Origin of the sequence: Mesorhizobium sp. M0437, assembly GCF_040321335.1 — a bacterium.
In the GTDB taxonomy this organism is placed as follows: domain Bacteria; phylum Pseudomonadota; class Alphaproteobacteria; order Rhizobiales; family Rhizobiaceae; genus Mesorhizobium.
This window is the reverse complement of the sequence record NZ_JAMYRK010000004.1, coordinates 50,822-75,724: the sequence shown is the minus strand read 5'-3', so window position 1 is coordinate 75,724 and position 24,903 is coordinate 50,822. Positions and strand designations below refer to the sequence as shown.

25 protein-coding genes, 1 tRNA gene and 2 pseudogenes are annotated in these 24,903 nt (G+C 62.5%); 12 read left to right on the top strand and 16 right to left on the bottom strand.

From position 1 onward, the window contains the following. Positions 1 to 8: 8 nt before the first annotated feature. Both NKI72_RS04045 and NKI72_RS04040 read left to right on the top strand, forming a co-directional pair. On the top strand, positions 9 to 731 hold the full coding sequence (locus NKI72_RS04045) for a CE1759 family FMN reductase (RefSeq protein ID WP_352834983.1): 723 nt from the start codon (positions 9 to 11) through the stop codon (positions 729 to 731). Positions 732 to 763: 32 nt separating this feature from the next. Beyond that, positions 764 to 976 (top strand): annotated as a pseudogene (locus NKI72_RS04040) (transposase); the annotation flags it as partial. A gap of 44 nt (positions 977 to 1,020) precedes the next feature. Here NKI72_RS04040 and NKI72_RS04035 read toward each other — a convergent pair. Further along, positions 1,021 to 1,097: transfer RNA gene (locus NKI72_RS04035), tRNA-Met, on the bottom strand. A gap of 236 nt (positions 1,098 to 1,333) precedes the next feature. Here NKI72_RS04035 and NKI72_RS04030 point away from each other — a divergent pair. After that, positions 1,334 to 2,308 carry a Gfo/Idh/MocA family protein gene (locus NKI72_RS04030; RefSeq protein ID WP_352834986.1) on the top strand — a complete coding sequence of 325 codons (975 nt, stop codon included), beginning with the start codon at positions 1,334 to 1,336 and terminating at the stop codon, positions 2,306 to 2,308. Between the two features lie 13 nt (positions 2,309 to 2,321). Here NKI72_RS04030 and mnmA read toward each other — a convergent pair whose 3' ends face one another. Next, complete coding sequence (mnmA, locus tag NKI72_RS04025) at positions 2,322 to 3,512, bottom strand: tRNA 2-thiouridine(34) synthase MnmA (RefSeq protein WP_352456412.1); 1,191 nt, start codon at positions 3,510 to 3,512, stop codon at positions 2,322 to 2,324. Positions 3,513 to 3,773: 261 nt separating this feature from the next. Between mnmA and sciP the strand changes: the two genes are divergently transcribed. After that, complete coding sequence (sciP, locus tag NKI72_RS04020; RefSeq protein ID WP_023679563.1) at positions 3,774 to 4,049, top strand: CtrA inhibitor SciP; 276 nt, start codon at positions 3,774 to 3,776, stop codon at positions 4,047 to 4,049. A gap of 57 nt (positions 4,050 to 4,106) precedes the next feature. Here the strand turns inward: sciP and NKI72_RS04015 are convergent, their stop codons facing one another. Further along, entirely contained in the window at positions 4,107 to 5,033 is a 927-nt protein-coding gene (locus NKI72_RS04015; protein WP_352849939.1) for an NADP-dependent oxidoreductase, read from the bottom strand. Positions 5,034 to 5,126: 93 nt separating this feature from the next. Here NKI72_RS04015 and NKI72_RS04010 point away from each other — a divergent pair, with 93 nt between their 5' ends. Next, positions 5,127 to 5,522 (top strand): winged helix-turn-helix transcriptional regulator, encoded by a 396-nt coding sequence (locus NKI72_RS04010; RefSeq protein WP_352683855.1) that lies wholly within the window; start codon positions 5,127 to 5,129, stop codon positions 5,520 to 5,522. Positions 5,523 to 5,583: 61 nt separating this feature from the next. Here the strand turns inward: NKI72_RS04010 and NKI72_RS04005 are convergent, their stop codons facing one another. Then, positions 5,584 to 5,961, bottom strand: coding sequence for a flagellar export protein FliJ (locus NKI72_RS04005; RefSeq protein WP_023719275.1), 378 nt, complete (start codon positions 5,959 to 5,961; stop codon positions 5,584 to 5,586). 450 nt (positions 5,962 to 6,411) lie between these two features. Here NKI72_RS04005 and ctrA point away from each other — a divergent pair, with 450 nt between their 5' ends. Next, positions 6,412 to 7,107 (top strand): response regulator transcription factor CtrA, encoded by a 696-nt coding sequence (gene ctrA, locus NKI72_RS04000; protein WP_006203583.1) that lies wholly within the window; start codon positions 6,412 to 6,414, stop codon positions 7,105 to 7,107. Positions 7,108 to 7,212: 105 nt separating this feature from the next. Here ctrA and NKI72_RS03995 read toward each other — a convergent pair whose 3' ends face one another. Together NKI72_RS03995 and chpT are read right to left on the bottom strand one after the other, a co-directional pair. Continuing rightward, the gene (locus tag NKI72_RS03995; protein ID WP_352772470.1) at positions 7,213 to 7,581 is read right to left on the bottom strand and encodes a response regulator; all 369 of its coding nucleotides are present in this window, start codon (positions 7,579 to 7,581) and stop codon (positions 7,213 to 7,215) included. A gap of 238 nt (positions 7,582 to 7,819) precedes the next feature. Further along, complete coding sequence (gene chpT / locus NKI72_RS03990; protein ID WP_352452917.1) at positions 7,820 to 8,449, bottom strand: histidine phosphotransferase ChpT; 630 nt, start codon at positions 8,447 to 8,449, stop codon at positions 7,820 to 7,822. A 340-nt stretch (positions 8,450 to 8,789) separates the two neighbouring features. On the opposite strand from chpT, the gene NKI72_RS03985 reads away from it, so the two are divergent. Both NKI72_RS03985 and NKI72_RS03980 read left to right on the top strand, forming a co-directional pair. After that, positions 8,790 to 9,371 carry a DUF1134 domain-containing protein gene (locus NKI72_RS03985; protein WP_023679557.1) on the top strand — a complete coding sequence of 194 codons (582 nt, stop codon included), beginning with the start codon at positions 8,790 to 8,792 and terminating at the stop codon, positions 9,369 to 9,371. Between the two features lie 147 nt (positions 9,372 to 9,518). Next, complete coding sequence (locus NKI72_RS03980) at positions 9,519 to 10,682, top strand: coiled-coil domain-containing protein (RefSeq protein WP_352834992.1); 1,164 nt, start codon at positions 9,519 to 9,521, stop codon at positions 10,680 to 10,682. Positions 10,683 to 10,719: 37 nt separating this feature from the next. Here NKI72_RS03980 and NKI72_RS03975 read toward each other — a convergent pair whose 3' ends face one another. Beyond that, positions 10,720 to 11,517, bottom strand: coding sequence for a TrmH family RNA methyltransferase (locus NKI72_RS03975; RefSeq protein WP_352835040.1), 798 nt, complete (start codon positions 11,515 to 11,517; stop codon positions 10,720 to 10,722). Between the two features lie 311 nt (positions 11,518 to 11,828). Between NKI72_RS03975 and NKI72_RS03970 the strand changes: the two genes are divergently transcribed. Next, the gene (locus tag NKI72_RS03970; protein WP_352469686.1) at positions 11,829 to 12,833 is read left to right on the top strand and encodes a L,D-transpeptidase; all 1,005 of its coding nucleotides are present in this window, start codon (positions 11,829 to 11,831) and stop codon (positions 12,831 to 12,833) included. A gap of 73 nt (positions 12,834 to 12,906) precedes the next feature. Here NKI72_RS03970 and NKI72_RS03965 read toward each other — a convergent pair whose 3' ends face one another. The 4 genes and pseudogenes from NKI72_RS03965 to NKI72_RS03950 form a co-directional block, all read right to left on the bottom strand. Then, on the bottom strand, positions 12,907 to 13,245 hold the full coding sequence (locus tag NKI72_RS03965) for an ArsR/SmtB family transcription factor (RefSeq protein WP_023679553.1): 339 nt from the start codon (positions 13,243 to 13,245) through the stop codon (positions 12,907 to 12,909). Between the two features lie 173 nt (positions 13,246 to 13,418). Next, positions 13,419 to 14,180, bottom strand: coding sequence for a HugZ family pyridoxamine 5'-phosphate oxidase (locus NKI72_RS03960; protein ID WP_352834995.1), 762 nt, complete (start codon positions 14,178 to 14,180; stop codon positions 13,419 to 13,421). 16 nt (positions 14,181 to 14,196) lie between these two features. Continuing rightward, positions 14,197 to 14,960: pseudogene (locus NKI72_RS03955) on the bottom strand (SDR family NAD(P)-dependent oxidoreductase). 63 nt (positions 14,961 to 15,023) lie between these two features. After that, complete coding sequence (locus NKI72_RS03950) at positions 15,024 to 15,578, bottom strand: GNAT family N-acetyltransferase (RefSeq protein ID WP_352815212.1); 555 nt, start codon at positions 15,576 to 15,578, stop codon at positions 15,024 to 15,026. Positions 15,579 to 15,859: 281 nt separating this feature from the next. Between NKI72_RS03950 and NKI72_RS03945 the strand changes: the two genes are divergently transcribed. Further along, complete coding sequence (locus tag NKI72_RS03945) at positions 15,860 to 16,849, top strand: glutathione S-transferase family protein (protein ID WP_352834999.1); 990 nt, start codon at positions 15,860 to 15,862, stop codon at positions 16,847 to 16,849. A gap of 119 nt (positions 16,850 to 16,968) precedes the next feature. Further along, the gene (locus NKI72_RS03940; protein ID WP_352540966.1) at positions 16,969 to 17,118 is read left to right on the top strand and encodes a hypothetical protein; all 150 of its coding nucleotides are present in this window, start codon (positions 16,969 to 16,971) and stop codon (positions 17,116 to 17,118) included. Between the two features lie 306 nt (positions 17,119 to 17,424). Here NKI72_RS03940 and NKI72_RS03935 read toward each other — a convergent pair whose 3' ends face one another. Continuing rightward, complete coding sequence (locus NKI72_RS03935; protein ID WP_352835002.1) at positions 17,425 to 17,922, bottom strand: NUDIX domain-containing protein; 498 nt, start codon at positions 17,920 to 17,922, stop codon at positions 17,425 to 17,427. A 53-nt stretch (positions 17,923 to 17,975) separates the two neighbouring features. Here NKI72_RS03935 and NKI72_RS03930 point away from each other — a divergent pair, with 53 nt between their 5' ends. Next, positions 17,976 to 18,908 (top strand): metallophosphoesterase family protein, encoded by a 933-nt coding sequence (locus tag NKI72_RS03930; protein ID WP_352835043.1) that lies wholly within the window; start codon positions 17,976 to 17,978, stop codon positions 18,906 to 18,908. A gap of 75 nt (positions 18,909 to 18,983) precedes the next feature. Here NKI72_RS03930 and NKI72_RS03925 read toward each other — a convergent pair whose 3' ends face one another. The 4 genes from NKI72_RS03925 to leuA form a co-directional block, all read right to left on the bottom strand. Continuing rightward, positions 18,984 to 19,601 (bottom strand): hypothetical protein, encoded by a 618-nt coding sequence (locus NKI72_RS03925; protein ID WP_352469693.1) that lies wholly within the window; start codon positions 19,599 to 19,601, stop codon positions 18,984 to 18,986. Between the two features lie 134 nt (positions 19,602 to 19,735). Next, the gene (locus tag NKI72_RS03920; protein WP_352835005.1) at positions 19,736 to 20,539 is read right to left on the bottom strand and encodes an alpha/beta fold hydrolase; all 804 of its coding nucleotides are present in this window, start codon (positions 20,537 to 20,539) and stop codon (positions 19,736 to 19,738) included. A gap of 227 nt (positions 20,540 to 20,766) precedes the next feature. Continuing rightward, complete coding sequence (locus tag NKI72_RS03915; RefSeq protein WP_352835007.1) at positions 20,767 to 22,563, bottom strand: tetratricopeptide repeat protein; 1,797 nt, start codon at positions 22,561 to 22,563, stop codon at positions 20,767 to 20,769. A 143-nt stretch (positions 22,564 to 22,706) separates the two neighbouring features. After that, complete coding sequence (gene leuA / locus NKI72_RS03910; RefSeq protein WP_352849938.1) at positions 22,707 to 24,443, bottom strand: 2-isopropylmalate synthase; 1,737 nt, start codon at positions 24,441 to 24,443, stop codon at positions 22,707 to 22,709. Between the last annotated feature and the right edge of the window lie 460 nt (positions 24,444 to 24,903).

The window sequence follows — 24,903 nt, the reverse complement described above, 5'->3', positions numbered from 1 at the left end:
TTAGAGAGATGACGAAGACCATCGAGAACAGGGGGAAGCCCATGCGGCTCGTCGTCGTGAACGCAGGCGTAAACGATCCCTCGACAACGCGGATGCTGGCCGACCGCATCGCACAGAAGAGTATCGAACGTATCACTGGTACGGGAAAGACCGCCGTCCTTAGCGTCATCGACCTGGCTCCGCTTGCAGTCGATATTGCGCGTGCCGTGGTGGCCGGATTTCCCGAGGCCAAGGTGCAGTCCGTAATCGAAACGCTTGCCGGCGCGGATGCCGTCGTTGCCGCCACGCCAGTCTACAAGGCCGGTGTCAGCGGGCTGTTCAAGTCGTTCATCGATATCCTCGACAACGACTTGCTCATTGCCAAACCGGTGATCCTCGCCGCGACGGCCGGCACCGCTCGCCATGCGATGGTCGCGGACGCGCAGATGCGCCCGCTTTTCGCGTTTCTGCGCACTTTTCCCGTGCCGACGTCGATCTTTGCTGCCCCGGAAGATTGGGGGTCGCCGGAGCTCGGCGGTCGCATCGATCGAGCTGCTACCGAGCTCACCCAGTTCCTGTTGAGTGGCACCAGCCGATCCATCGCGGACGCGGCATGGAAAGGCTATCAACACCAGTTCGCAGGCAATGCGGCGCGCGCGGAGCGCAGCGCTGCCGATGTCAATTTCGACACCGATCTGATGAAGCTGGCCGCAGGAGGGACGGCTGTAGAGCGGATGATCGTCAGAGGCTGAGGGAGCTGAATTTCCTTGCCCAATCCTTTGGCCTAGTTACCGCTTGCGGCCGCATCTGCATGCACAGGAAGAAGATCAACGTCTCGACCGTGCTCGCCGGTCAGAGGCTGGGAATCAAGGAGGTCGACGACGGCATTTGGCTCGTCAGCTTCATGCATTACGATCTCGGGTATATCGACTTGGAACAGAGGACCTTGCAGACCATCGACAACCCGTTCGGCACGAGGTTGTCACCCATGTCTTAGGTACAATCTGTTACCTATGTCTCCGGGTTGGACAAAGGTAGTTATGGTAGCGGGAGAGGGACTTGAACCCCCGACCCCAGGATTATGATTCCCGTGCTCTAACCAACTGAGCTACCCCGCCAGGGCGGCGAAGGCCCGAAATCCAGCTTAAATCGGCAGGCATATCGGCGCGTTCGCCAAGGTCGCGCGGATATAAGGTTGCGAGGCCAAGCCTGTCAAGCATCGAAGTGGCTGCCGCGCCGGCATATTGCTGGCCCCGAAAGCTTTGCCGGGCAGACATTTGGGCGCACAGGCCGGGGTTGAGTTCAGCGAGGCACGTCGCTATGTCTCGGCCACGAAAGTCATGGTCATGAATTGATGAAACCGCGCATTGCAGTCCTCGGTTGCGGATACTGGGGCAGCAACCACATCCGCACCCTAAAGGCGCTCGGCGCGCTGCATGCGGTTTCGGACGTCAACCCCGCGCGTGCGGAGGGTTTTGCCAGCGAGCAGGATTGCCTTGCGATAGAGCCGGAGGCGCTGTTTGCCCGCGACGATGTCGACGCCATTGTCATGGCGCTGCCGCCGCAGTTCCATGCCGACATGGCGGTGCGCGCCGTGCTCGGCGGCAAGGACGTGCTGGTGGAGAAGCCGATCGCGCTGACGGTGGCCGATGCCGAACGCTCGGTGCAGGCGGCCGCCGATAATGGCCGTGTCTTCATGGTCGGCCACGTGCTGCGCTTTCATCCCGCCTTCGAGACGCTGAAGGCGCTGATCGACAATGGCGAACTCGGCGAAGTCCGCTACATCCATTCGCATCGGCTCGGCCTCGGCAAGTTCCACACCGAAAACGACGCGCTATGGGATCTGGCGCCGCACGATCTGTCGATGATCCTGGCCATCACCGGCACCGAACCGGTCGAAGTGCGCGGCGAAGGCGCTGCTCTTCTCGACAATCTCAGCGACTTTGCACATCTGCACATGCGCTTTCCCAACGGCCTGCGCGGCCATCTGTTCGCCTCGCGGCTCAACCCTTACCGCGAACGGCGGCTGACCGTTGTCGGCACCAAGGCGATGGCGGTGTTCGACGATGTCGAGCCATGGGAGCGCAAGCTTGCCGTCTATCGCCACGCGGTGTGGCAGGACAGCGGCCAATGGGCGTTCACCGCCAACGAGCCGTCCTATGTCGCGGTCGGTGAGGGCATGCCGCTGACGCGCGAGTTGGCGCATTTCATCCACTGCATCGAGACGCGGGCCGAACCGCGCACCAGCGGCGAGGAGGCCATCCGCGTGCTGCGCATCCTGACCGCCGGCACCGTCGCCCATACAAGGCCCGCCCATACAAGGCCCTAAGAGAAAACGCCGTCTATTCGGCGGGTACCCGCGCCGGCTGGACGGCAAGCCGCGTCAGCATCGCCTCGGCCTCCGCGCCGCGCTCGGAGCGCTCGATGAAGCCGCCGCCGAACACGCGCGCCTCGTTGCCATCGTCGGAATAGAGCACGCAAGCCTGACCGGGCGCGATGCCGGATTCGCCGTCTACCAGTTCCACCGAAGTGACACCGGCGCGGTGATGTAGCACGGCCGGGCGCGGCGGCCGCGTCGAGCGCACCTTGGCGAAAAGCTCAAGCCCGGCCGCCGGGATAGCGGTCAGCGGGCCATCGCCCAGCCAGTTCATGTTGCGCAAGAAGATCTTGTGGGTCTCCAGCGCCTCGCGCGGGCCGACGACGACGCGGGCCCGGTCGGCGTCGAGATGAACGACGTAGAGCGGCTCGCCCGAGGCGATGCCGATGCCGCGGCGCTGACCGACGGTGTAGCGCAAAATGCCCTCGTGGCGGCCAAGCACGCGCCCGTCTATATGGACGATGTCGCCCGGATTGGCGGCAGCCGGCTTCAGCTTGGCGATGATGTCGGAATACTTGCCCTGCGGCACGAAGCAGATGTCCTGGCTGTCCTGCTTGGCCGCAACCGTCAGTCCCATCTCCTCGGCGATGGCGCGAACCTCAGGCTTCGACAGGCCGCCGAGCGGAAAACGCAGATAGTCGATCTGTGCCTGGGTGGTGGCGAACAGGAAGTAGCTCTGGTCGCGGTCGGCGTCGACCGGCCGGTAAAGCGCGCGGTGGGCGCCATTGGCGCCGGAACGGATGTAGTGGCCGGTCGCCAGCGCGTCGGCGCCGAGTTCCTTGGCGGTCGCAAGAAGGTCGGCGAATTTCACCGTCTGATTGCAGGAAACGCAAGGGATCGGCGTTTCGCCGGCGACATAGCTCTCGGCGAACGGGTCGATCACCGCCTTGCGGAAGCGCTCCTCGTAATCGAGGACGTAATGCGGGATGGCGAGCGTCTCGGAGACGCGGCGGGCATCGTCGATGTCCTGGCCGGCGCAGCATGAGCCGGCCCGGTGCGTTGCCGCGCCGTGGTCATAAAGCTGCAGCGTGACACCGACGACGTCGTAGCCCTCGCGCTTCAGGAGGCCGGCAACGACCGACGAATCGACACCGCCCGACATGGCGACGACGACGCGGGTGTTTTCGGGGCGTCCGGGAAGATCGAGGCTGTTCATGGTTCTTTCGTTCTGCGCGGCGCTTCAATGCCAATGGCCGGAATATAGGTCAAGCGTCTCGGCTGCGCCAGCTTTGCCGGGCCGGCTCATTTTTCCTGCCGGGTTCAATGCGCTTGCCGGCAGATGTTTCAAATGCCGATGAAAAGGCTAACGCCGCGTTCATGATCCTTACCTAACCATTAGGGTCTGCTTAGGCAAATTTTAAAGCTGTGGCGGTAATGTGGTGGGGATTGGGTCTTTGAGTTTTTTGTAGAGAGTACGATGACCGATCTAATTAGACCGCGAGTCAAATATGTTATCGGGCCGGACGGCAGCCCACTTACCATCGCCGATCTGCCGCCGACGAACACACGTCGCTGGGTTATCCGGCGCAAGGCGGAAGTGGTGGCGGCGGTGCGTGGCGGGCTTTTGAGCCTCGAAGAGGCATGCCAGCGCTACAAGCTCACCACCGAGGAATTCCTGTCCTGGCAAGCGTCGATCGACGAATACGGCCTTGCCGGCCTGCGCACCACGCGCATCCAGCAATACCGGCATTAGGCCGATAAGGGCGCTGATCAGCGCCCTTACGTCTGCGAGGGTCGACGATCTGCAATTTCAGACCGTCAGCACCACCTTGCCGATCGGCCTGGTGGCGAGAAAGGCATGGGCGGCACCGGCCTGTTCGAGGGGAAACGCCTTTGCCACGTGGACGGCCAGCTTTTTCGCGTCGATCAATTTGCCGAGCTCCACCAGAGCGGCACGGTCGGGCACTACGGACATGCGCTCGACGTGGATGCCTCGCGTCCTGGCCTTTGCCTTGGTGGCATCGCTGACATCGAGCAGCGACACCAGAACGCCGCCGGCAGTGAGCACTTTCAGTGATTGCTCCGCATGCACGCCGCCGAACGGGTCCAGAACCAGATCGATGTCGCGGGCCTTCGCGGTGAAATCATCCCTTGTGTAGTCGATCACCTCGTCGGCGCCGAGCGAGCGGACGAAATCGAGCTTTTCCGGGCTGGCGGTCGCGACGACGTAAGCGCTGTGCGCCTTGGCGATCTGCACCGCCAGGTGGCCGACGCCGCCGGCTCCGGCGTGGATCAGCACGCGCTTGGCAGAATCGAGCCGGCCATGGCGGACAAGGCCTTGCCAGGCCGTCAGGCCGGCCAGCGGCAGCGCGGCGGCTTGCGCGTGATCTATGCCTTCAGGTTTCGGCGCAAGCTCATCAGCCGGGACAGCGGCGAGTTCGGCGTAGGCTGCCGCCTGTTTGGGAAAGCGCGGCATGCCGAACACGGCATCGCCGACCTTGAGGCCGGAGACGCCGGAGCCCAGCGCCTCGACAGTCCCCGAAACATCCCAGCCAAGGACAAAAGGCGGCTCGCCAAGCAGCGGATAGTGGCCGCCGCGCACCGCACCATCGACCGGATTGATGCCGGCCGCTTCGATGCGGACGAGCACTTCGCCGGCTTCGGGTGATGGCGCGGGGCGATCGGCAATGACGAGGACATCGGGTCCGCCGAAGGAATTCTGGATAATGGCACGCATGGAAGGCTCTCCTGCTGGTTTTGATGTGCCACTATCATTTGGATAGTTATTTTCTCTTGTCTAGTATGTACCTTTTTGATATATATGCACCCCATGGATAGTGAAGATGTTTCCCCTTTTGGCTATGACGCCTTTCGGCGGTCGTGCCCGTCACACGCCGTGCTCGAGACGCTCGCCAGCAAATGGGTCTACCTGGTGATCTGTGCGCTGCGCCGGGGCCGGCTCCGCAACGGCGAATTGGCGCGCAAGCTCGAAGGCATCACGCCGAAAATGCTGACGCAGACGCTGCGTATCCTGGAACGCGACGGGCTTGTGCGGCGCGAGGTTTTCCCGGTCATTCCGCCGCGGGTCGAATATGAGTTGACCGAACTTGGCCAGAACCTGGCAGGGCTGCTCAATCAGATCAGAGCCTGGTCGGAGCAGCATGTGCCCGACATCAAAAATGCGCGCGCACGGGCGGCGGAACAGCAAGTAGATCTGGATGCCTGAGGCGGGCACAGTCGGTGCGCAGCAATAGCGCACAAGCGCGACGCGCGTTAGAGTCTTGTTTTCAGCCGATCATGGCGCTGCGGCCGCCGGCTTCCGTGTCGCGCGCCTTGGTGTCGCGCGATTCCAGCATCTCGGCCTTGGAAAGCTCCGCTTCGGCTTCGCTCAGCAATGATTCGGCGACATTTCGCTGCTGGGCGAGGTCGCTTTGCGAATTTCTAAGGTTGTCGCGGCGCAGACGTGCCGCCTTGGCGAAGGTCGGATAAGCAAAGTGATTGATGTCGGTGATGCCGGCCTTCTTCTCTTCGGCAGCAATCTGAAGTTCCAGCTCGACGGCCATGCGCTCGAATTCGGCGATCATCATGTCGAGCTGCAGCAGCTGCCGCCGCTTCTCGCTCACCTGAAATTGCTTCAGCCGAACGAGGTTTTCACGTGACTTCATGATTCGGTACTCCCGGAAACGCACACCTGCACATATCGTCCAATTCACCCGGCAAGGCCCAGGCTTGACCCGTTTCCACCGGCTTTCCCCGAACTATGGGAAACAAACTCCTAAAGTTTTTTGCCGGCGGTAACCATTCGTTTACGGGCATTGTTAATCATACGGCTCAGGACTTAAGGGCGGGTAAAAATTCTGCTTCTCGTCGGGAAACCCGGCCAACGAGTCCGAAGAGTCGCTTAGTCTGGCTTATTAATGTGCTGCATTAACGGTTTGGGTCTGTGATTCGTTATTGGATTCAACAAGGTGTAGAAAGGGGTTAAAAAATCTGATACCGTCATGGACGGGGAATTAGGTTTTATTAACCATTCGATGGCAGCCTCTGCTCAGGCAATCACTGCTCCGGTCCTGGACGGGTCGTGAAATGGTCCGGCAGCAGAAAAGGGGAATGAAATGCGCGTTCTGCTGATAGAAGACGACAGTGCAACCGCACAAAGCATCGAGCTGATGCTGAAATCGGAAAGTTTCAATGTCTATACGACCGACCTTGGCGAAGAGGGCGTCGATCTAGGCAAGCTTTACGATTACGACATCATTCTCCTCGACCTCAATCTCCCCGACATGTCGGGCTATGAAGTTTTGAGAACACTTCGCCTGTCCAAGGTGAAGACGCCGATCCTCATCCTCTCCGGCATGGCCGGCATCGAGGACAAGGTGCGCGGCCTCGGCTTCGGCGCCGACGATTACATGACCAAGCCCTTTCACAAGGACGAACTGGTCGCCCGCATCCATGCCATCGTGCGGCGTTCCAAGGGCCACGCCCAGTCGGTCATCACCACCGGCGACCTGGTGGTCAATCTCGATGCCAAGACCGTTGAGGTCGGTGGCCAGCGCGTGCATCTGACCGGCAAGGAATATCAGATGCTGGAACTGCTCTCGCTGCGCAAGGGCACCACGCTGACCAAGGAAATGTTCCTCAACCATCTCTATGGCGGCATGGATGAGCCGGAGCTGAAGATCATCGACGTCTTCATCTGCAAGCTGCGCAAGAAGCTTGACGCCGCGTCTGGCGGGCAGAATTACATCGAGACCGTCTGGGGCCGCGGCTATGTGCTGCGTGAGCCCGAAGATATCCGCGTCAGCGCCTGAACTAGGGGCGTGATCCCAAGGTGGGCGCCGATTTTTTCGGAAAAGAACCCGGCAAAACAACAAGATAGAGCCGATCCGATTTTCGTCGGAATGGAACAGCTCTGATCAGGCGGCAATCTTCAAGGCGCGGAAGCACTCGAGCAGTTGCGGCCGGTTGAACGGCTTCAGCAGGTAGCCCTGGGCGCCGGCTCGTTTTGCCCGCATGATCGCCCCGACATCGACCTCGACCAGCGAAATCAAAACCTGCGGCAATACCGGGCTTTCCATGGCGCGCAGGCGGCGGATGAGGTCCTGCGCCTGCATGTCCGGCAAGGCGCCGTCGATGACGATGATATCAGGCATGTCGGCCGCGCACATCTCGATCGCCTCGTGGCCGCTGGCGGCTTCGATCACCATCATGCCGGAACCGCCCAGGATACGCCTTGCGACCTTCCTGATGACGCTCGAATTGTCGACGAACATGCAGCGTTTCATTCCGGGACCCTCTTTGCCATGCGGCGAACCGGCAGCGTCGTGGCATCTGCCGGGGAACATAGGCCGATCTGGTAAAGAAGCCGAAAAGCCGTTAGGTAAAATTTTCCTGAAGGTGTTTTAAGTGAAATCTTCTTTCGCAATGCTTCACGCAATCAATCCGCAAGCCCGCCCACAGATGTTAGGACAACGCCGCAAATATGACTTGAGAAAAATACTTTCCCCGCTCTTTAGGAGAACTTCAGGCTGCGGAAAGGACGATCTCGTCGGCGGTCGCATGGATCGAAATCGTCATGTTGGCTTCGCGGGCCAGGAGCAGCGTGTAATAGGGCTGCACCGAATGCGCGTCGATCGGCTCTTCCGGCCTGTGGCCGGAATGCAATTCCAGGAATTTGGGCGGCACGCGCAGCATCGGGCCGCTCGCCGCGAGCGCAAAGCGCGGCTCGGTCTCGAGGTTCTCCAGCGTGACCACCAGCCTGCCGCCGCGCGGAATGGCGGCGTTAGCGACGAGGATGAGATTGAGCAGCAGCTTGACCTTGTTCTTGGGCAACAGTGCGCGGGTTCCGTTCCAGATCAGTTCCGGCTTCTCGTTCTTCAGGAAGGCGATGGCCACGGCCTCGGCGTCCCCGGTGTCGATCAGCATGCCGGCGGAACCGGCGGCACCGAAGGCGATGCGGGCGAATTGCAGGCGGGCGGAGGCGTTTTTGGCGCTTTGGCGGATCAGTTTCATGGCGTCTTCGTCGGCGCCGCCTTCGTCGAGCAGCTCAAGCCCGTTGTTTATGGCGCCGACCGGCGAAATGATGTCGTGGCAGACCCGGCTGCACAGCAGCGCTGCCAGATCGGGTGCGGAAAGGGTGAAAAGCTCGGCCATCGGCAAAAATCCCTGCAAATTTCACAACACAATGACCGGGCGATCATGATCACGCCTGTCCACACGAATCACGCTCTCTCCCAAGCATTCTGAATACACAGCGCTTGTGCGTGCAGCAACAAATCCGAAATCATGATTGTCGAAAATGGCGTGTTCACGCAGCAGGGTGCTGCGCGGGCGATGTGAAAACAGCCTTCGAACCGCCATCTTCATGTGGGAGTTTAATGGTTGAAAAAGGATTACGGCATAGTTTGCCCCTAACAGTCATCCTTAACGGCCGCCAAAGAGCCGTACGGGTGCGAGGCGTCGGCGAAAGTGCTCCCTGACGGAGATTGGAAGCATGGTTTCCCGATTCTACGACCGGACTTTTTTCCGTGTCATCTCAATGACGATCGCGCTCATCGGCCTTGTCGCCTTTTCGGCATCGGCCGCGCGGGCGCAGGAATACACCGCGCAGGAGATCGTCGATTCCGGTCATAAATTCTTCGGCGCGACGTCGGGCGGGCTCGCCACCGTCGTCGAGAAGATTTTCGCCACCTATGGCCTGCCGAACGGCTATCTGCTCGGCGAAGAGGGGTCCGGGGCGCTGATCGGTGGCCTGACCTATGGCGAAGGCACGCTCTACACCAAGAATGCCGGCGACCACAAAGTGTTCTGGCAAGGCCCTTCGCTCGGCTGGGATTTCGGCGGCGAGGGCTCGCGCGTCATGATGCTGGTCTACAATCTCGACGATGTGAGCAGCCTGTATAATCGTTTTGGCGGCGTCGCCGGCTCCGCCTATGTCGTCGCCGGCGTCGGCTTCAACGTGCTGAAGAACAACAATGTGCTGCTCGTGCCGATCCGTACCGGCGTCGGCGCTCGTCTCGGCGTCAATCTCGGCTACCTCAAGCTCACCCAGCGCGCGACCTGGAATCCGTTCTGACCTGCATGATGGCGCCACTGCGATTGGAGCTGTGATCCCACGGTCTGAGCTTTGCCGCAGCATACTCTTGCCGTGGTGCCGGATTTCCGTCATGCGAAGATGGCAAAGTCGACCTTTGGCGGTTGCCATGCACAACGGATAGTCATCTTGGTCCAGTCGATCCTGTTCTTTGTTCTCGGCTTTCTCTGCGCCGGCTTTCTGGCGCTGATGATTGCTCCGGCCGTGTGGCGGCGGGCGGTGGCGCTGACGCGCAAGCGCGTCGAGGGCTCGATGCCGTTGACGCTGGCCGAGATCCAGGCGGACAAGGATCGCATTCGCGCCGAGTTCGCGGTTTCGGTGCGCCGGCTTGAAATGAACGTCAAGTCATTGCGCGAGAAAGCCGCCGAACAGCTGGTCGAGATCGGCCGCGACCGCGAAGCCCTGAAGGAATTGGCGGCCGAGCGACAGGACAAGAACCGGGTCGTCGCCGATCTTACAGCCAGCGGCGAGGAGCTTCGCAAGCGCGATGAGCAACTGCAGCAGCTGTCGGAACGGCTTGCGGAGACCGAGCGCGCCCTCGAAAAGCGCGGGCTCGAACTGCGGAAACTGGAGCACATGTATGACGACGCCAGTTTTTCATCCAGCAGCCGGCAGATCGAGCTGGTGGCGCGCGAATCCGAGCTGCAGAAGTTGGCAAGCGACATTTCGCTGCTGCGCGGCCAGCGCAAGGAGGCGGACAGGCGCAGCCAGGAATTGGCAGCCGAAAGCAAGGTTTTGCGGGATGCGTTGAAGGCCGAGAAGAAAAGAACCGGCGAGTTGGAAAAGAAGGTCGAACGCCTGCTCGCCTCGCTGGCCGATCGCGAGGACAGGCTGGAGCGCCGCGAGAAGGAACTGGTGCGCCTTCGCGAAAAGCCGAAAGGCGCTGAAAGGACGCCTGCGGTGGGTCTTGCCGGCGTGCCAGGCAGTCAGGTCAATGCGACCGCCAACGGCGACATCGAAAAGACAACCGCCAAGCTCGACGCCGACCGCGAGCGGCTGGAGGCCAGGCTGACATCGCTGGCACGCGAGAACAGGCGGCTGAAGACAGATCTTGCCGCCGTCGAAACGTCGAAATCACAGGCCGGAGACGATACCGGCAGCGCCAGCGCGGCATTGCGCGAAGAGATGAACGATCTGGCGGCGCAAGTCGTGGCCTTGACGGCAAAGCTCGACGGGCCGGATTCGCCGATCGCCCGGGCGCTTGCAGCGCCTGAGGATACGCGGCCGGGGAGCGGCGGACGCAGCCTTGCCGATCGGGTGCGGGCGCTGCAGAAGGCCGCTTCGACCGACTAAGATTCCACAAGCGCGAGCGGGACGCCCCGGCTCTAAATTAGGCTCCGGAAAAATGATGCAGCGCGATGGCTGACGCGGCGGCGACGTTCAGGCTGTCGAAGCCTTGCTCCATACCGATCCGCAGTGTCTGCAGGCGGGCAAGCAGGCTTTCCGGCAGGCCTTCGCCCTCGGTGCCGAGATAGAGCGCCAGCCGGCCGTTTCTCTTGGCATCGCGAATGTCGATCTGCCCGCGCGGCGACAAGGCGAATTGGCTGAAGCCTTGCCGGTCGAGCATGGCGGTGCAGCCGGCGGTATCGGCAAAGCAGGCGAAGGGGACTTTCAAGGCCGCGCCCACCGAGACGCGGATTGCCTTGCGGTACAGCGGATCGCAGCAGGTCGGATCGAGAAGCGCGGCATCCGCGCCAAAGGCGGCGGCATTGCGGAAGATCGATCCCATATTGTCATGATTGGCGATGCCGACCAGCACCACGATCAGCGCGCGGGCGGGCAGTGCGCCGAGCAAAGCTTCAGCGGAGACGGCCGCGCCCTTGCGGCCGATCGCCAATATGCCGCGATGCATGTGGAATCCGGCAATCCTGTCCATGACTTCGCCGGATGCGACATAGATCGGAAGCCCGGCAGGCGCCTTGCGCAGGACGTCATCGAGGCCGGCCAGCCGGTTCTCGAGCACCAGCACCGATTCTGCCTCGAAGCGCCGGGCGGCGAGCAGCGTGTCGAGCACCACCTTGCCTTCGGCGACGAAACGGCCTTGCCGGCCGGCAAGATCTCGCTCCCGGATGTCGAGATAGGCGGCGACGCGAGGATCCTGCGGGTCGTCTATGCGGATCGGATTCATGGCTTCCTCGGCGGACCATGCGTCGGCCGCGAATCGGGATTCGGCTTCGGAAGGCATGATGCCGGATCCGAAGCTCTGACCGTATCTCAGCGTCCAAATGGATGCACGCCGTTCTAACGGTCAAATCCAATCACAAGGCGCCGGGCCGAGACGCCTTGCCTGGCCTCCTGGCGGCATGGAGATATTGATTCCCGCGGCACGGCACTTCGGCCAAGCCGCTTCAATGCAGAATTTCGATGGGGCGAAGGAACCCCACGGGGCCATGCCGCGTCATAGAGGCGGGCTCCTGCTGCGGTCCTGGGACGACATCGATGATCAGGCTCCTCCTCGTCTTTGCCGCCACACTTGCCCTCGCATGCGGCGTGGCCCGCGCGGCCAAGCTCGATCCAGCCACCGTCAATCAGTCCCAATTCACTATCGGCGAACCGAAGGGTGTCGATCCGATGCTGCTGAAGGCGCAGATCCTTCTGGATCGCGCCCGCTTCTCGCCGGGCCTCATCGACGGTCGCCTTTCCCGGAACTTCGCCAAAGCCGTCGCCGCGTTTCAGGCGGCAAACGGACTTCCGCCCGATGGCAAGCTCAGTCCACAAACCTGGAGCAAACTCATCGCAACCTCCGCCAAGCCGGTGCTGGTGACCTATGAGGTGATGCGCAAGGATGTGCGCGGACCTTTCACCAGGCGTATTCCGGCTCGCTTGGAGAGGATGGCCCGCTTGCGGCGGCTCGGCTACCGCAATGCGGTGGAGAGGTTGGCCGAGCGCTTCCACGTCAGCGACCAATTGCTGCGAATGCTCAATCCGGGCACCAGCCTCAGGAAACCAGGCAGGACCTTGGTGGTGCCTGATGTCGGCAGAGGCGACCCTCCCGCCGGCGTCGCCACCGTCGAGGTCGACAAGGGCGCTCGCCTGGTGCGTGTGCTCGACCGTGCCGGCAAATGGCTGGCGGTCTACCCGGCCTCGATTGGGAGCGAGGAGAAGCCGGCGCCAAGCGGCATGGCGGAGGTCAGGCGCGTGGTGCACAACCCTACCTATCATTACGATCCGGACTTCGCTTTCAAGGGGGTCAAGACCAAGCGGCCCTTCACCATCGCTGCCGGGCCGAACAATCCCGTGGGATCGGTCTGGATCGACCTCTCCATCGAAAGCTACGGCATCCACGGCACGCCCGAACCAGGCAAGATCGGCACGACCTTTTCGCATGGCTGCATCCGGTTGACCAATTGGGATGCCGAAGACCTTGCCTCCATGGTGCAGCCGGGCACGAAGGTCGAGTTCAAGGACGAGATTGCGCAGGCCGCCGACGAGCGCGTTCAGTAGCAAGGCTGACTTGGCAGGAGGGGCGGACTTGGCAGCAAGGCGGACTTGGCGGGGCATTCTCCGCCTCGGCCGCTCAGGTCCCGGCGCGACGCAGCCGGTGAGCCATCTGCGACAGTTCACCTTCGCCGAAAATGCCGTCCAGCATGTGCAGCAATTCGCGCACCGCCGCGGACTTGCAGGAATAATAGATCATTTGCCGGTCGCGGCGGGTCTCGACAAGGTCGGAAGCCCTGAGCTTGGCCAGATGCTGTGACAGGGCGGATTGGCTGAGCGATACCTTCTCGGCTATGGCGCCGACCGACATCTCGCCCTCGGCCAGATAGCTCATGATCAACAAACGTTTTTCGTTGCCCATCAGCGTCAGAAACGCAGCCGCGGTTCCGGCGTTGGCGACTAGTTTGTTCGAGACCATAGATCCCCCATGCCTTCTTGCTCATCCGCCGCTATGGGGGCAATAGCGTCGGATTCCATAGACTTTCCCTATAGATGCACGCCAGCGATTCAGCGTCACTCGCAAAGGTAGAACATTTCGCTCAAATCTCAAGGCTTGCTTTCCACGCAAGCCGATTAACTGTGCGGCTGTGATTAATTTGCCGATCGGGCAGCCTTGGCCATGTCAACCAGGACAGGCCTGAGGTCGCGCGCCGCTCTCAGCGGCTCGGGGAAGAAAACCCGACAGACATTGTCGCCCGATATGAGATCCATCCCGTCGGCGTCGAACCCGGTGACGATCCAGCCGTCACTCTCCGCCCCGCCGAAATGACTTGCGTAGAGGGCAATCGCATCGAGATGGTCGGCGTTCATGTGGTCGAGCGCCGATTGCTCGCCGGCGGCAAGCTCTTCGACGATCGCTCCCGTCGCGACCAGATCGGTGCGGTCGAGCAGATAGGCCTTGCCGAAGCCTCCGTTCAGGCTGGCGCGCTCCGGTTCGAGCCGGAAAATCGAGAAGTCGCCGAGCCCGGCATAGAGTTTTGCCTTGGGGTTGCGGTTGAGGTAGCGCCGCTCGGCGCGGGCGTGTTCGTTCGATCCGCGCTCCAGCCGCACGGCGCGGCAGACGAGCGTCAATCGCGGATGCGCCAGCGGATCGCCCCTGCCGGGTTCGCCGACGAGCAATGAGCAGCGCGGGTCGGCAAGGATGGCACCGGTATGAGCGGACAGCATCGACACCAGGATCAATGGCGTGCCGTCGATGTCTGTGGCGACGCCGACCCGGCTGGCCAGCGGCGAACCGGTTCCTGGTTCGAGCACTGCCAACGCGCCGAAACGGGCGCTGCGGATCAGCGTCTTTGCCAGCCTGATCGCCTCGGCATCGGTCGCGCGGATCACGTCTTTCCTGGGTTCGTCCAAGGCATCACCACCGCATTTATTTCGGCGCCATGCGGATGGCGCCGTCGAGGCGAATGGTCTCGCCGTTGAGCATCTGGTTCTCGATGATGTGCAAGGCAAGTGCCGCGTATTCCGAAGGCTCGCCCAAACGGGAAGGGAAGGGCACAGCGGCGCCGAGCGAATCCTGCACCTCCTGCGGCATGCCGGCCATCATCGGCGTCCTGAAGATGCCGGGTGCGATGGTGCAGACGCGAATGCCGGAGCGGGCGAGATCGCGCGCCACCGGCAGCGTCATGCCGACGACGCCGGCCTTGGACGCGGAATAGGCGGCCTGGCCGATCTGGCCGTCATAGGCTGCGACCGATGCGGTGTTGACGATGACGCCGCGCTCGCCGCCCTGCAGCGGCTCGAGCCTGGCGGTCCGGTCGGCGACCAGGCGGATCATGTTGAAGGTGCCGATCAGATTGACCTCGATCAACTTGCGGTATTGATCGAGCGGATGCGGTCCGTCCTTGCCGATCGTCTTCATGCCGACAACGATGCCGGCGCAATTGACCAGGATGCGCGGTGCGCCGAGCGTGTCTCTGCCGCTTCCGCGACTGCGGCGGCACCGCTCTCGGCGTCGCTCACATCACATCGGACGGCGATGCCGCCGATGTCAGCCGCCACCTTGGCCGCACGCTCGATACCGAGATCGAGAACGGCTACCCTGGCGCCGCCGGCGGCAAGAGCGCGCGCCGTCGCCTCGCCAAGGCCGGAGCCGCCACCGGTGACGATCGCAATCTGGCCGTTCGGGTTCATCTCGACGTCCTCCTCCGTGCCCAGACTATGCCGCCAAGCCACCGTGCGACAGCACCGGCACGGTCATGCCATCGCGGCGATGTGCGCGGCAATCCTTGCCTGGTCGGCGTGGCAAACCTCGCCCGCCAGCCTCGCCAACGCGCCCGGCACGATCTCGTGCGCCAAAAGCCGGTCGGGGTCGACCGGACGCGGCATCGAGATCTGCCCCCGCGGCAGCCTCCTGAAGCCGAGCGGGCCGTAGTAGGGTTCGTCGCCGACCAGCATCACCGCCGGCGCGCCGGCCTTGGCGGCGGCTTCCAGCGCGATTGCCACCAGCCGGCGGCCGATGCCGAAATTTTTGAAGGCCGGCCGCACAGCGAGCGGCCCGAGCATCAGCGCGCGGCCAGCGCCGGCGGCGATGCGCGTCATCCGTACCGAGGCGACGACGATTGTGCCATCGACGGCCACGAAGGACAAAGCCCGTTCATGCGGGCCACCTTGGCGGATCTTGTAGGCGGCGAGCACGAAACGACCTGGCCCGAAGGCCTCGTCATTGATGGCTTCGATTTCAGGATCGTGCGCCGGAGTTTCCGGCAGGTATTTCACGTCGGCCAGGTATTTCAAGTCGGCAAGGCTCATGGTCTTTGCGTTCCGGTATGCGAGGAAAGGTTTGCTGCAAGCGGCAGCGTTCGCCAGTCAGCGCTTCATCAAGCGCGGGCGCTCTTTCGTCGTCGGTCGAACCGGATCACGGCAAAGTCGAACATGCGGATGTCCGCTAGCACCAATTTTCAGCCGCCGCAATTGGCCCGCGCAGCCGACGCGCACTCGACGACGCAGCCGTTGACGATCTGTTCAGCATCGGGGATTTCCGCGGCGCCGCTTGGTGCCCTACATCGAGCAGGAACGCGAAAGGATATTGCATGGGATTGCTAGTCGAAGGCCAATGGCAGGACCGCTGGCACGATAGCGGGGAGAGCGGCGGCAGGTTCGTGCGGGCACAGTCGCAGTGGCGCGACTGGGTGACCCGCGACGGCACGCCGGTCGAAGGGCGAAAACGCGGCTTCAAGGCCGAGCCCGGCCGCTATCACCTCTATGTCTCGCTCGCCTGCCCGTGGGCGCATCGGACGCTGATCTTTCGCGTGCTCAAAAAACTCGAGGACGTGATTTCCGTCTCGGTCGTCCATCATTTCATGGGCGCCGACGGCTGGACGTTCCTGGCCGAGGACGGCGCCACCGGCGACACGCTCTACGGCCTCGATTTCCTGCACCAGATCTACACCAGGGCCGATCCCGGCTATTCGGGCCGGGTCACCGTTCCGGTGCTGTGGGACAAACGCGAGCAGACCATCGTTTCCAACGAATCCTCCGAGATCATCCGCATGCTCAATTCGGCCTTCGACGAATGGGGCGATGCCAGGCTCGATTTTTATCCGCAACCGTTGCGCGGCGAGATCGATGCGATCAATGCGCTGGTCTATCCCGCGGTCAACAATGGCGTCTACCGTGCCGGCTTCGCCACCACGCAGGCAGCCTACGAGGAGGCGTTCGGCGAATTGTTCTCGGCGCTCGACACGCTGGAGGACCGTCTGTCAAGGCAGCGCTATCTCGTCGGCGGCCGCATCACCGAGGCGGACTGGCGGCTGTTCACGACACTGGTCCGCTTCGACCCGGTCTACGTCGGCCATTTCAAGTGCAATCTGCGCCGCATCGCCGATTATCCGAACCTGTCGAATTACCTGCGCGATCTCTACCAGGTGCCGGGCGTCGCCGGCACGGTGAATTTGCACCACATCAAGTCGCATTATTACGGCAGCCACGAGACGGTCAACCCGACGCGCATCGTGCCGGTCGGGCCGGAGCTGGACTACGGCGCGCCGCATGACCGGGACAGGTTCAGGAAGGCGGCGTGAAATCAGCGATCTAGCGGAAGGTCTCGGAGTCCATCTTTGCCCTTCTAACGAGTTCAGCTTTCAATATGGTACTTCCAAATCGATTGGAGTAGCCGAGCGACGTTGCAAGGAACGCAACGATGCCGCTGATCATGACGATCACGACCGACATCTGGGGCGGGATTGCGCGTAACAATCCCGACGGCAGAAGCACAGCCATTCCCAAAATCATTTCTATCAGGGTTGAGAATCCGACCATTTTCCAGAATTCAGTGCGAGTAAAAAGCTGAGCATGTCGCTTTATAAAAACGAAATATGTCACGAATGCCGCAACTAATTGTATTGTGAATTGGATAAATCTTCCAACTTTTGCTAACATGTATGGATCTATCCCAAGAACTATTGTCGAAATTAACGCTATAACTGAAAATGTTATCACATTAATTCCCGTGTAAAGTGATACATAGAGCGCGATTCTAAATCTATCGTTTTGGCTGTGTTGCATTTTTTCTCCTCATCGCTCAGCATTTATCTCTCTGAGAACAATGAATGCTGCCGGTCTATACCGACGCAGCCAAAGCTGTTGAAGAGATGATCTACCAGTAAGGCGATGCCGAATTCCCCCCCAAAACTTCGGCAATCCGCCGCAGCGTCGCCGGTGTCGTGCCCTGGGGCAAGCGGTCGAGCGGGAAGAAGCCGGCTTCGGCGATCTCGCGGTCGGGCAGCTTGGGCGCTGTCTGGTTGAACGCCTCGACCAGATAGAGGCCGACATGGTCGCGGCGGCTGGCGCGGCGGTTGAAATGCAGCGACTTCAGCACCGGCGGTCCGGTCAGCGCGATGTTGCCTTCCTCGAAGACTTCGCGTGTCAGCGCTTCGATCATCGTCTCGCCCAACTCGACGCCACCGCCCGGAAGGTGCCAGCCCGGGACATAGGTGTGGCGGATGAGGAAGACGGAATTGGAGGGGCGGTGGTGGATCAAGCCGCGCACGCCGAGCGTCATCGGCCGCCGCAGTACGAAATACAGGTGAAACAGCCTCGCCCTGAAGCCCGGCCAGCCGGTCTGGCGCAGGGCTTGCTCCGGATCCGGCGTCATCGTCCGCGAAACCGTGAGTGGAAAGCCGCGCGCGGCTCGCCTATGAAGAAAAGATGTTCAGGCTCGCGCATATTTCCGATGTCCATCTGGGGCCGCTTCCCGATGTAACCTATCGCGATCTCGCCTCCAAGCGCGTGGTCGGTTACGTCAATTGGCAGCGCAACCGCCGCCGCTACATGCATGATGCAGTCATCGACACCATCGTCGCCGACATGAAGGCCAGCGGGCCGGACCATCTCGCCATCACCGGCGACCTTGTCAATCTGGCGCTCGACGGTGAGCTCGAGATGGCCAAGCACTGGCTGGAGACGCTGGGCTCGCCCAATGACGTGTCGGTCGTGCCGGGAAACCATGACGCCTATGTGCCGGGCGCCTTCGACAAGACCTGCCGGTCCTGGGCGGCGTGGATGACCGGCGACGGCGTCAATACGCCGGTCGACCGCAACACCTTTCCGTATCTGCGCGTGCGCGGCGATGTTGCGTTGATCGGCGTCTCCACGGCGCGCGCCACGGCTCCCTTCATGGCCAACGGCTTCTTTCTGGAAGGCCAGGCGGAAAGGCTGCGCGGCATGCTCGACGCCACAGGCAAGAGCGGCCTGTTCCGGGTGATCATGATCCACCACCCGCCGGTGCGCGGCGCCGTTTCGCAGAACAAGCGGCTGTTCGGCATCTCGCGCTTCCACAAGGTTCTTCACCGGCATGGTGCCGAGCTTGTGCTGCACGGCCATTCGCATGTGCCGTCGCTCTTCTTCATCGGCGCCCGCAAGACCAAAATCCCGGTGGTCGGGGTCGCCGCCGCCGGGCAGGCGCCCGGCAGTTCGCATGCGCCGGCGCAATACAATCTGCTCGACATCGACGGTGAAAAGGACAATTGGCGGATCAGGCTGACGCGCCGCGGCCTGACCGGGCCGGCATTGCCGCCCAGCGACCTGCAGACAATGGAGCTTGGCGTGGGGGCCGAGGCCACGCTTGCCGAGGCGCGGTGAACTCAGATGGGAGCGTCTCGCCGGTCGTCAGCCGCACTCTGCGACGCCAAGTGACATCACTTGGCTGCAAATGCTTTAAAAGCTGATTTTCATTGCAACGATGCGGTCCCAGAACAACACGAGCGAAATCGCCAGGCCGACCAGGGCGCCGGCGGCGATCAGGCCGAGGCCCGAGAAGAACGCCGACCAGCCGTTGCTGCGCGCAGCGACATGCAGCGGCGGCTCAGCCTCCGCCACCAGGGCGCGTTTCAGGCCGGCGACGGCCTGCTCGATGCCGCCTTCCATCATTCTCTGGCGTTCGACGACGCGCTCGGCGACATAGCGCGTCACCTGGTCGGCAACGACCTTCATCTCGGTCGATTCGGCGAGGACGACGCGGCCGATGCGCGTGTCCTTGAGAAAGCGGTAGGTGCGACGGTCGCGCCCCATGGCGACATGGCTGACGGCGTCGATCCACAGCCGTGGCTGCAGGCCGGACGAGACGGCGAAGTCGAAACTGTCCATGTCGGTGGGCACGTCGCCGAAGACCGACGCGAGTTCGGCGGCAAGCAGATCGAGCCGCATGCGATGCGCTTCGCGCATCTCGACGACGACGTCGTCGCGGTCGGCGAAGGCGTTCTTGACGTCGCGAATGGCATCGGACAGTTTTCGCGACTGATCGATCTGGGTGATGTTCTCGCCTGCGTCCTTCATCGGCGTTGCCTCGCGGGTTTGGTTAACACCGAATTAACACAGCCGCCGGCAAAATGCACTTGCGAGATCGATGGGCCGGCAAGGGGTTCGCTGGATGAGCACAAGCGCCGCCGCCGTGCCTGCGCCAAGACCGATCAGCTCGCCGCAGCGGCGAATCCTGGACGAAGTCGCCTGCTGCGGCGCCGCATATTGCGACGGACGGCCTCGACGACCAGGCCGGGCGCTTCCTGGACCAGCATATGGCCGGCTTCCAGCACGTGGTGCAGATGAAAATGCTTCGGCACGCTGTCCGCCTGGCTGACGGGCAGCATCGCGTCGTCGGTTCCCCAAACCACCATGATTGGCATATTCAGCGTTTCAAGCCGCTCGTTCGGGATGACGCCTTGCCGATCATCCCTGGTCATGGCGGCTGCGAGCTCGACAAGTGTACGCAACTGGCCGGGCCGCTGGCGCATCTCGCTGACGAGTTCGACCCTATGCTGCGGCAGCCGGCTTTGCGGTCCCGACATGGCGGCAAGACAGGCGCGGATTTCATCCATGCCGGCAGCGGCGGCGTAGCGACGCAGCAGCGGACCATTGATCTCAGGACCGAAACCGCCCGGCGCCAGCAGCGTCAGCGACGCCATTCTTTCGGGCTCGCTCAATGCCATCAGGGCGGCCACCGCGCCGCCCATCGAATGACCGACGAGATGGACCCGCTTTATCCCGCGAGCGGAAAGATCCGCAAGGACGGCACTGGCTGCAATCCTGGCCGGACCGCCGCCCGGAAAATCGAGCGACAGCCCATGTCCCGGCAGATCATAGGCCAGGGTCCGCGCGCCGGGCGCCAGAGACTCGGCCACATCGCGCCAGTCGTCGTGGCAGCCACCGAAACCATGCAGGAAGGCGATCGTTGTCGGGCCGGCGCCCCGTTCGGCAGCGTAAAGGGATGGGGTCATGCAAACTTTATGGCTTGGTGCCGGAATCAATCAGGATGCCGGGGCGGTCTTATGCGAGGATCAGTCTTTGCGGGAGGTCAGACTTATGTGGAGATCAGCCTATGCGGGATCAGACCTATGGGGGATCAGATTGGCCGGTTCAAATTGTGTCTGAATTGCGCTTTGGCCGTCCGGATGGCCAGTAAAATCTTCGCGATCACCTGACGTCGTGCACGCGCCGGGAGACGTCAGCTGGCGCCGCCAAGCCCGGCGGCACGCAGGGCCTCCACCAGCCGGTTGGTCAGATCGGCGGGATATCTTCGTTCGACGAAAGTTGCGCGCGGATCGGCTGCGAATTTCGGGAATTTAGCGGTCAGTTCCTGCAGCAACCTGCTCGCCAGCTTCTCGCGGCCGGCAGCCCTGGCGCCGATCAGCCGCGCCGCCAGATAATGCGATTTCATTTCCGTCGTTCGCAAGCCGTCGCTGGCAAGCGTCGCCTTGTTCATGTCGCCGATCATGAACTCTCCGGCGAACAGCCCGTAATCCCACCATGTCGGATGGGCGCTGGCGATGTCCACCGCGTGAGCGATGATCGGGGTGCCCTCGCCGTACCTGCCGGCGAAAACCAGCCCGTAGCCATAGGCGGCGGCCATTGCGAGATCGTAGGGATTGAGCTCATAGGCCTTGCGCATCCAGCGGATCGATTCCGCGGAATCGCCCATGCGCGAATTGAGGTAACCAAGGGCGCGGTGCGCGTAGGGGCTGGTCGGGCCCATCTGGATGGCGCGATGGGCAAACGTCATGGCTTTGTCGATCGTCGCGTCGGCGGGGTAGGGATAGTGGTCGGTGACCGCTTCGAGATGCAAGGACGCGAGTTCCGAATAGACGAGCGACGACTTCGCCTCCCGGTTGGCAAGATCTTCGAGGCAGCGGTAGGCGGCTTCGTGCGTCTGGGCATTCTGGTCGAGATAATATTTGCCGTTGAGCACCAGACACGCCGTCAGCCCGGTCTGGATGCCGCTCTGCTCGATGTAGTTGTAGATCGTGCCCGAGGCGGGAAGAGCCGAGCTCAAAATGCCGGAGATCTGGTCCTCGATGGCGGTGTTTGCGCTGTCGCCGGCGGTCAGGTTGCGTGAGAGCAGCACGCGGCCGGTCGCCACGCTTTGCAGCTCGAGCATGATGTCGCCGCTACGCGGCCCGGGCAGGACATCGAATACAAAGCTGGCGGCGTCGGTTACTGGATCGGGCGGGCTGTCGGCATCACGGCCAATGAAATTGATGGTATCGAAGCCGCTGAGGCCGGCGCGCAGCGATGCGGCGACACGGCGAGCCAGGTCGCTGTCGGCCTTGATGGCGATGTAGACCTGGGGGAGGTTTTCAACCGGAGGCGCTGCTATGCTGCCGGTCGCCACCGCGGTCTCGATCGCCGTGTCGCCGCCGGTCAGCAACACCACGCTGCCCTGGCGAAGGATCAGCACACCCAGCATGAGGATGACCAGCGCGATCGCCAGCCAGAAGAACTGCAAATGGCGTTGCAGCGAAGGAGCAGCAGGGGCGACGGCTGGAACGCTCAGCAATGCAGCCGGATGTGCCCGGTTGCGGGCGTCCTCCAGCGATCCGGGCGGGGCGGTCGTCGCCGCTTCCTCTGTTGCCGGCTCCGGCTTGCTTTCTGCCTTGGGCTCCACCTCCGCCGGCAAGCGAATGGCGTTGAGTTCGTAGGACGGAACATAGCCGCCGCGCGGAATGGCGATGCGGACCGGTTCGGCAACGCCCTCATTGGCGAAATACTGCTGCAGCAGCTCGCGCAGCCTGCCGGCCTGCACCCGCACCACCGCATCGGTCGACGGATCGAAATCGCCGTCCTTGCCGAACACGTCCATCGCGATGGAGAAGCCCTTGAGCCTGTCGGCTTCGCCTGCCTGCTCGCGCTCGACGAGGTAGCGGAGCAGCTTGCGCGCGCGCTCGGATCGTCCGAACGTTTCGCTGGCAAGCAATCGCTCCAACGTTTCGCGCACTGCGGGGGCGGCAGGCGTGGTATGCTGCAAGTGTCGATCCCTTCGAATTCGGCACAGGTTGAGGTACGATCATATCGCGCTGGCGGCGCCTTACAAGCATGTGCTTATGGTGCGATAGCGTACCCACCGGATAAAATTTCCGGTGGGCTGATGCGCGGGCCTGGCAGTCCCGGCTAGCCGCCCTTTCGGCCGACGATGCGGTTGGCGGCCGAAAGCACGGCTTCGAGCGAGGCGGCGACGATGTTGGTGTTGATGCCGGCGCCGAACAGCTTGCCGTCCGGATGTTCCATCTCGACATAGGAAATGGCCGAGGCATTCGAGCCGCGCTGCATGGAATGCTCGGAATAATCGAGCACCGACATCGGCACCCCGACATGGCGCGACAGCGCATCGACGAAGCCGTCGATCGGGCCGGTGCCGGTGCCTGATATGGTCACCTCCTTGCCTTTGTCGAGAATCACCGCCTCGACCACGCGCCGGCCCTTGACCTCGGTGTCGGGATAGGTGTGGTGGTCGAGGAACTTCAGCCGCGCGCCGGGCTGGTCGACATAGGTGTCGAGAAAGCGCTCGTAGATGCGCTTGACCGGCACCTCCTTGCCTTCGGAGTCGGTGATCGCCTGGATAGCCTGGCTGAACTCGATCTGCAGGTTGCGCGGCAGGTTGAGGCCGTAATCCGCATGCAGCACATAGGCGATGCCGCCCTTGCCGGACTGCGAGTTGATGCGGATAATGGCTTCATAGCTGCGGCCGACATCGGCCGGGTCGATCGGCAGATAGGGCACCTCCCAGTGCGGCGTGTTGGCCTTGCGCAGCGCCTTCATGCCCTTGTTGATGGCGTCCTGGTGCGAGCCGGAAAAGGCAGTGTAGACGAGCTCGCCGACGTAGGGATGGCGCTCGGGGATCTTCAGCTGGTTGGAGTATTCGTAGACGTCCTTCATGCGGTTGATGTCGGAGCAGTCGAGCCCGGGATCGACGCCTTGCGTGTACATGTTGAGCGCCAGCGTGACGATGTCGACATTGCCAGTGCGCTCGCCGTTGCCGAACAGGGTGCCTTCGACGCGGTCGGCGCCCGCCATCAGGCCGAGTTCGGTGGTGGCGATGCCGGTGCCGCGGTCATTGTGCGGATGCAGCGAGATCAACAGGTTCTCGCGTTCGTCGAGATTGCGGCACATCCATTCGATGCGGTCGGCATAGATGTTGGGCGTCGACATCTCGACCGTGGAGGGCAGGTTGATGATCAGCTTGTTCTCCGCCGTCGGCTTGACGATCTCGGTGACGGCGTTGCAGATCTCCAGCGCCACTTCGAGCTCGGTGCCGGTAAAGCTCTCCGGCGAATATTCGAAACGGTAGCCGCCGCCGGCCTTGGCCGCCATGTCGGTGATCATCTTGGCCGCATCGGTGGCGATGCGCTTGATGCCGGCGACGTCCTTCTCGAAGACGACGCGGCGCTGCAATTCGCTGGTCGAGTTGTAGAAATGGACGATCGGGTTGGTGGCGCCCTTCAGCGCCTCGAAAGTGCGGGTGATCAGTTCCGGCCGGCACTGCACCAGCACCTGCAGCGAGACGTCGGCGGGCACGTTGCCCTGTTCGATGCACCAGCGGGCGAAATCGAAGTCGGTCTGCGAGGCCGACGGGAAGCCGATCTCGATCTCCTTGAAGCCCATGTCGAGCAGCAGGGCGAACATGCGCGCCTTGCGTTCCTGGCCCATCGGATCGATCAGCGCCTGGTTGCCGTCGCGCAGGTCGACCGAGCACCAGATCGGCGCCTTGTCGATCACTTTCGAGGGCCAGGTGCGATCGGCAAGACCGACGGTCGGATAGGGCTGGTACTTCCGGGCAGCATCCGGCATGCCCCTCGCGGGGCTGGCGGTTTCCTCTACATTCAGACGGATATCTTCTCGTGCGTTCATCGTCTTTTCTCCCGGCGGCTCGCGGATCCAGCTTCAGGCGGATTGGTGGCGAGCGGCGCCTTTACCAGAATTTCGTTCGCTTGATGTGACGTGCCAATTTTGTAACTGGCCAAGGAGCGTGCGCGTGAGCGGCGAATTCGACCGCCGGGCGCTCCTTCAGCGAACCCGGCGATCGCCGATAAGGCCGAGAAGCAGCAGGGTGGAGGCGAGCGCGCGAACGGTCTGGCCGGCAATGCCGGTCGGACGGGACGCAAAAGAGGTGGCGCGCAGGCTCATGGCGGATTTCATACAGGAGCGGGCAAAGCGAGGCAAGTGGGGGCCTCGCTGTCGCAGAAAGCTGCCGATCCAGCCTCAAGACCGGGGTTCCGCGCCGTCGCGAAATGGGAGAGAGGAACCCAAGCTGCAATGAAGGCGCGGCGCCGACATGAAGCGATTTTTCCTGATTATAGCAACTTTGTTC